The following is a 6,731-nucleotide window of genomic DNA, read 5'->3' on the forward strand; positions in this document are numbered from 1 at the left end:
GGTGCCGGGGTTCGGCGGCCCACCGAGTTTCGGGGGACCGCCCTGGGGCGGCGCCGGCCGCATCGGCGGACCCGCCCGCCTGCGGCTGCTCGAGGCGCTGGCCGCGGCATCCCACCCGCTCTCGGTGGGTGAGATCGCCGACGCCGTGGGCGTCGATCAGCCCCGCGCGTCGCGCCTGGTGCAGCAGGCGGTCGAGCTCGAACTGGCCCGTCGCGAGGCAGACCCCGACGACGCGCGCCGCACGCGCGTGGCGCTGACGGATGCCGGCACCCGGCTCGTGCGCGGCTTCCGGGGCGAGCGGCGCGAGGCCATGGACGCCGCGCTCGCGGCCTTCACCGACGACGAGCGCGCCGAACTCGCCCGCCTGCTCACCAAGCTCGCCGACTCCTGGCCCGGGGCGACGTAGCCGCGGACCAGGGCGGTCGAGTCAGAAGCTCGTGACGAGATCGCCCAGCACGGCCTCGAGCTTGGACGGGTCCGTCGCGTCGTAGTAGTGCGCGCCGGTCGCGCTCGAGATCGACTGCAGGGTCGCCACATCGGCGTCGGCCCCGTAGGCGAGCGTGAAGATGAGCACCGGTGTCGCGTGGTGCATGTCCTTCAGGTTCGCGAGCATCTGGTCTGCGCCGATGGTCGGGGCGTTGGGCGTGTCGTTCTCGCCGTCGCTGAGCAGCACGATGGCGTTGATGTGGTCGCTCGTCCAGGAGGCGGCCTGCTGGGCGGCGAACGTGTCGACCGCCTGGTAGAGGGGCGTGTCGCCCATCGAGCTGAGTCCGCCGAGGGCGCCGAGGAACCCGTCGCGCGACGTTCCGATGTCGGCGACCGGCGAGACCAGGCCCGGCAGCATCGCGCCGTCCGGTCCCTGCGCGAAGGCGGCGAGCCCCACGTCGTCGCCGGTGGTGAAATGCCCGAGCGCCGCCTCGATGGCCTTGCGCGCCTGGGCGAGCTTCGTGTCGCCCGCGGGGATGGGCTCGTCCATCGACCCCGACACGTCCAGCAGGAACAGCACGTTCGCACGCTTGCGCACCTCGGGGAAAGACGCCTGCACGGCTGTGACGACGTCGGCGGCGGGGAACGCGAGCGTGCCGCGCTGAGCGCCCTCGAGCTGGCCGACCTTCTCGACGCTCTCGTCGAGCGCGCGGTTGAGGTCGCGGTAGCCGGCGGCGCGCACGGCCGACTGGCCCTGCGCAGTGTGCGTGAAGCGGATGAAGTCGGCGGCGGCCTCGGCCTCGACCGGATCGATCCACTCGCCGGTCAGACGCATCACCGGGTTGTCCGCGGAGTAGTAGCCGTCGGCGGGGTAGATGGGCACGAGCTGCTCCGACGGCGGCTCGCCCTGCGTGCGGGTGATGCCGTCGCGGCTGGTGATGCCGCGGTTGTAGTCCCACACCGACTTCTCGTCGACGATGACCGCCGAGAGGAAGTCGGCGGTGGAACCGGACGCCTCGGCCTGGCGCGCGTGCCAGAGGAAGTGCTCGGGGGTGGCCATGTAGTGGCTGGTCGCCGTCTCGTTCTGGTGCACCTCAGCCTGCACGGCGGGATCCTGCACCTCGGTGGCGGTGAGCTCGGCCAGCGAGCCGGCGGCCGTGCCGTACGACGCGTACATCGCGGCCTCGCCCGAGGTCGCCATCAGCGGGCTGGTCTTGCCGAGCTTGAACGCACCCCATTCCGGATGGCCGAGACCGCTCCACAGGTCGGGGTCGCCGGCGGCCTCGAAGATGGCGCTCCACGTCGGGGCCTCGGCATCCCAGCCGATGGTCTCGGCGAGGTTCTCGGGCATGGCGATCACGACGTCCGAGATCGCGACGCTCGTGCCCTCGGCGCGGAGGTTGGTGGCGCCCTGCGACTGGGCGACGTCGACCCAGGTGGAGGAGTCCGGCAGCCACACGGTGGGCTTCTGGTCGTCGGGCAGGCTCGGGAACCCGGTGGCCACGACTGCGGCGGCGACCCCCGACTTGTCCTTCGTCGTCGTCACCGTCACGCACGAGCCGGCGACATTGCGGGGCTGGCTGTTGTAGGCGGCGGCGAGCCCCTCGACCATCTCGGCGTTCTCGAACGACGACAGGACGCTCACGGTGGCGCACGGCTGGGCGCCCGCGGTCGCGGCCGGCTCATCCTGCGGGAACTCGATCGGCTCGGCGGCGGCGGGTGCAGCGGGGGCGGGGCCCTCTGCGGCCGGCTCGGCGCCGGCGAGGTTCGAGACGATCGCGTACGAGACCGTGCTGATCGATCCGACCAGCACGACGATGCCGACGACGGTGGTCCACATCAGCATCTGGCGGCGGCGCTTGCGGCGGTGCGCGCGGCGCTGCTCGATGGCCGACGGCTTCGTCGGTGTGGGCGGCTTCGTCGCCGGTGCGGCTGCGGAGAAGAGGGGAGTGGAAGCGGAGGGCGACGCTGCGGGAAGGGCAGCGGTCGCCGGTTGAGAGGACTGGCCGCGGCGGGGTCCGGGCGCGTCCTCGTCGCCGCGCGTGCGATCGCGCATGGGCATCCTCGAGGTCGATGCGGCCGTGAGGCCGGGCGGGGGGTCACCGGCCGGGTAGTCCGGTAAGGCTTGAGCCTAACCCGCTCGTGGTTGCGAGGCGAGGGTGAGGATGCCGAGAGATCACCGTGAGGCGGTGTTCAGCATCCCGATCAGCACCGCGGTCCACCACGCCGACTGCGACACGACCGCACTCCAGACGCACCATGCCTGGAGCTTGCGGGGGAGCGCCGCGAAACGCACGCCGCTGGGGAGCCGGGCCAGTTCGTCGGTCAGTCGCGTCATCCCGACCCCGTTCATCGCGGCGACGAGCACGGCGATCATCTTGATCGCCGTGAGCGGCTGGCCGAGGTCGGGCTGCAGGAACGCGCCGGTGGCGAGCAGCCCCACGATGCCGAGCCACGCGAGCACGCTCACCGTGCGCTCGACGCGGCGGAGGTCGTCGAGACCGGCGCGGCGCAGCATCCAGAGCAGTCCGCTCATCTCGAGGAGCACCGCGGCGCCGAGCCCCACGATCACCGACGCGAGGTGGCCGAAGAGTGCCGGAGCGTGCAGCCACGCGGGGGGAACCACGGTCGTGCCGATCCACAGCGAGATGAGCATCGCGAGCACCACCCCCCAGTACCCGACCGCGCGGCGATGACGCGCGACGCGTCGGCGCTCGGCGAGTCGTCGGGGGGTGCGAGGGATCGACACGGTGCCTCTCGGGATTCGGCTCCAGCGCGGGAAGGCGCGACGGCCCCCCAGTCGCACCGGTGAAATCTCACCGAATGCGAGGGTATCCGATGCGGCCGTGCTTCCGGCCGTCGCGCGGCTGACGCCGGCTCACCGTGCGCTGGTCCGCCTCTCAGCTCTGCGCGACGCGCCTCGGAGCCTTGACGAACAGCAGCAGGACGAAGCCGACCGCGAGGACCAGAGCGATCCCGAGGATGCCGTACAGCGTCTGGTGCGCGGCGGTCGCGATGAAGACGCCCCACAGCAGCGGCGCCATCCAGCTCGCCGCGCGTCCCGTGGTGGCGTAGAGGCCGAAGATCTCACCCTCGTGCCCCGCCGGCGTGACCCGTGCGAGGAAGGAGCGCGACGCGGCCTGCGCGGGGCCGACGAACGCGGCGAGCACGATGCCGACGACCCAGAACAGGCCCTTGCCCGCGCCCGCACCGAAGAACACCGTGAGGCAGCACAGCACGAGGACGCCGATGGCGACGAGGATGACCGGCTTCGGGCCGAAGCGGTCGTCGAGGCGGCCGGCGAAGATCGTCGAGACGCCGGCGACGAGGTTCAGCACGATGCCGAAAATGACGAGATCCGTGAAGCCGAACCCGAACACCCGCCCCGCGATCACCGAGCCGAACGTGAAGACGGCTGCCAGTCCGTCGCGGTACACGGCCGACGCGAGCAGGAACCAGAAGGTGGGGCGCGTATCGCGCCACAGGCGCGCAATCGATCGCGCCAGCTCGACGTACCCGCGGAAAAAGCCGACGCGGCGGGCGTCGGGCGCCGGGGGAGGCTCGGGCACGTTGAGGAAGATCGGGATCGTGAAGATCAGCGTCCACACCGTCGCTCCTGCGGCGATGAGCTGGAAGGTCAGCGGCTGCGTGCCGTCGAGGACCCCGCCGAGGATGAGTCCGACGACGATGGCGAGGGCGATGATGCCGCCGAGGTACCCGAAGCCCCACCCGAGACCCGATACCTTGCCGACGGTCTTGGGCGTCGACACCGACACAAGCAGCGCGTTGTAACTCGCGCCGGCGATCTCGCCGACGATGCTGCCGACGGCGATCATCGCGACGCCGAACCAGAACTGCGTGGGCACGCCGCCCACGAAAGCCATCGCGAGCTGGCACAGGATGAGCAGCGCGGTGAAGATGCCGAGCATCAGCTTCTTGCGGCCGGCCGCGTCCGCGCGCTGGCCCAGCACCGGCGCGAGGAGCGCGATGAGGACGCCTGCTGCCGTGATGCCCCAGCCGAGGTTGCTGTCAAGCGTGCCGAGCGCCTGGCAGTACTCGGTGGCCGTGTTCGCCGCGGTGTCGCAGTCGATCGCGTCGCCGTCGATGACGCCGCTCGCAGCGATCGCCGGGTCGAGGAAGAACGGCGAGACGAGGAAGCTCGGCACCCACACGAACGTCAGCAGCACCGTGTTGAACGGCTGCGTCGCCCAGTCCCACAGTGCCCACGAGATCACACGCTTGCGGGGGATATGGGCGCCCTCCTGCAGGTCGAGGCCCATCGTCGCAACGGCGCCCGTGGTGGCCGTCGCCGGCGGAGCGGGGGGCATCGGTGATTGCTGGGGCTCGCCGGGACGGGACGCGGGGGGTTCGTGCTCGTTGCCCATGGTCGGCAAGATATTGCCCTTCGGTGAACGGCGGGTGGCGCCGGCAGCGCGGCCTCATCGCGGCGCCACGCCAGGCTACTCCGGCGCCGCGCCGCTCCCGGCATCGGCTCCGCAACGGCGTGGTGGCCGCCGTATGTTCGCCTCAACGTAGCGCTCGAGGGGCGCCGGGTGGTTTGCTTCGTCCATGACTGGGGAAACCCCGCCCGCGCCGGCCTTCAATGGGCGCCTCGCCATCCTTCTCGCCATGGCGATGTTCGTGCTGGTGGTGGACACCTCGATCATGAACGTCTCGATATCGGCGGTGGTCACCGAGCTCGACACGACCGCCAGCGGCGTGCAGGGCGCGATCGCGCTCGAAGCCCTGGTGTCAGCCGCCTTCATCCTGATCGGCGGCAAGACCGGCGACCTCATCGGCCGGAAGCTCGCCTACACCCTCGGTCTCCTCGGCTACGCGGTCGGCGCAGTGGCGATGACCTTCGCGCAGAACCTCACCACGGTCATCATCTTCTGGGCGGTGATCGGCGGCATCGGCGCATCCCTCCTCCTGCCCTCGATGCAGTCGCTCATCCACGGCAACTTCGCCGGCGATCATCAGAAGCGCGTCTACGCGCTCGTGGGCGCATCGGCCGCGATCGCGGCGGCGGTCGGTCCGCTGCTCGGCGGCTTCATCACGACGTTCTGGTCGTATCGGGTCGCGTTCGCCCTCGAGGCCGTCATCATCGCCGTGGTGCTCCTCGGGCTCGGCCTGGTGAAAGACGTCAAGTACCACGGAGACCGCTCCATCGACCTCGTCGGCGCGGGCCTGTCGGTCGTCGGCATGGGCGGCGTGGTGCTCGGCATCCTCGTCTGGCAGGAGGGCGGCGGCTATGTCGGGCTGCTCATCGGGCTCGGCGTCGTCGCGCTCGGCGGGCTCGCGTGGTGGCTCAACGCGCGCAAGAAGCGGGGCCAGCCGGTGCTGCTCGACCCGGCGCTGTTCTCGTCGAAGCCGTTCCGCACCGGGGTCAGCGGGCAGCTCCTTCAGCAGATCGCGCTCGGCGGCACGATGATCGTGCTGCCGCTCTACCTGCAGATGGTGCTCGAGTACAACGCGCTGCAGGCCGGACTGTCGATCGCGCCGCTGTCGCTGAGCATGTTCGCGGTGGCGATCTGGGCGGGCCGGCGCGGCAAGGGGCGCCCGGCGAACCTCATCCTCATGGGGTTCTCGCTCGCCTTCGTCGGTCTTGTCGCCATCGTGCCCCTCGTCCCGATCGCCGATTCGGGCTGGTACCTCGCCGTGCCGCTCGTCATCGCCGGGTCGGGCCTGGGCCTGCTCGTCTCGCAGCTCAACAACTACACGCTCTCGCCGATCTCTGACGAGCGGGTCAGCGAGGCCGCGGGGGTCAACTCTGCCGCAGGATCGTTCGGGCTCTCCTTCGGCCTCGCGTTCGCCGGCGCTATCATGCTCGCGACCCTCGCCGCGTCTTTCACCGCGCTCGCCGATGCGAGCACCGTGCTCACCGCGGAGCAGCAGCAGCAGGTCTCCACGGTCCTCGAGGAGGATGCCGAGCTGATGTCGAACACCGGCCTCGAGGAGCTGCTCGCGGACGAGCCCCCGGCCACCGCCGACGAGGTCATCCGCATCAACACCGAGGCTCGCCACGTCGCCCTGCAGGTCGCACTGCTGATCCCCATCCTCGCCGCCCTGCTGGGCGCGCTGAATGCGTTGCGCATGCGCCGGCTGCCCGACCCGAAGCCGAACGAGGCCGCCGAGGGGACCATGCTCGGGTGACCCTCGGCCTGCAGACGCTCGCGCGCACGATCTCGCGCGCGGGCCGCTCCCAGGCGTGACTGCCAGACTTCCGCCATGGCGCGATCCGTCCCCTCACGAGCCGTCGCGCGCCACCCCGCTCCCGCGAAGAAGCGAAGCGCGCCGACCCGCGC

General features: G+C 71.2%; 5 protein-coding genes. 2 read left to right on the top strand and 3 right to left on the bottom strand.

What is annotated here, in order from left to right:
* A partial coding sequence (locus VIP82_RS04020) for a MarR family winged helix-turn-helix transcriptional regulator (RefSeq protein WP_331905998.1) occupies window positions 1-406 on the top strand: 406 nt, incomplete at its 5' end.
* A 21-nt stretch (window positions 407-427) separates the two neighbouring features.
* On the opposite strand, the gene VIP82_RS04025 is transcribed toward VIP82_RS04020, so the two are convergent.
* The 3 genes from VIP82_RS04025 to VIP82_RS04035 form a co-directional block, all read right to left on the bottom strand.
* Window positions 428-2,482, bottom strand: a complete 2,055-nt coding sequence (locus VIP82_RS04025; protein WP_331905999.1) for a vWA domain-containing protein — start codon at window positions 2,480-2,482, stop codon at window positions 428-430.
* A gap of 120 nt (window positions 2,483-2,602) precedes the next feature.
* Window positions 2,603-3,175: a hypothetical protein gene (locus tag VIP82_RS04030; protein ID WP_331906000.1), complete on the bottom strand. Its 573-nt coding sequence runs from the start codon at window positions 3,173-3,175 to the stop codon at window positions 2,603-2,605.
* Between the two features lie 151 nt (window positions 3,176-3,326).
* Window positions 3,327-4,754 (bottom strand): MFS transporter, encoded by a 1,428-nt coding sequence (locus VIP82_RS04035; RefSeq protein ID WP_331906001.1) that lies wholly within the window; start codon window positions 4,752-4,754, stop codon window positions 3,327-3,329.
* Window positions 4,755-4,995: 241 nt separating this feature from the next.
* Between VIP82_RS04035 and VIP82_RS04040 the strand changes: the two genes are divergently transcribed.
* The gene (locus VIP82_RS04040; protein WP_331906002.1) at window positions 4,996-6,579 is read left to right on the top strand and encodes an MFS transporter; all 1,584 of its coding nucleotides are present in this window, start codon (window positions 4,996-4,998) and stop codon (window positions 6,577-6,579) included.
* Window positions 6,580-6,731 lie beyond the last annotated feature (152 nt).

The organism is Microbacterium sp. (assembly GCF_036566905.1).
In the GTDB taxonomy this organism is placed as follows: Bacteria; Actinomycetota; Actinomycetes; order Actinomycetales; family Microbacteriaceae; genus Microbacterium.

Excerpts from the sequence above, each read along its gene's own strand:
- VIP82_RS04025 (WP_331905999.1), bottom strand. The coding sequence starts at position 2,482 with ATGCGCGATCGCACGCGCGGCGACGAGGACGCGCCCGGACCCCGCCGC.
- VIP82_RS04035 (WP_331906001.1), bottom strand. The coding sequence starts at position 4,754 with ATGCCCCCCGCTCCGCCGGCGACGGCCACCACGGGCGCCGTTGCGACG.
- VIP82_RS04040 (WP_331906002.1), top strand. The coding sequence starts at position 4,996 with ATGACTGGGGAAACCCCGCCCGCGCCGGCCTTCAATGGGCGCCTCGCC.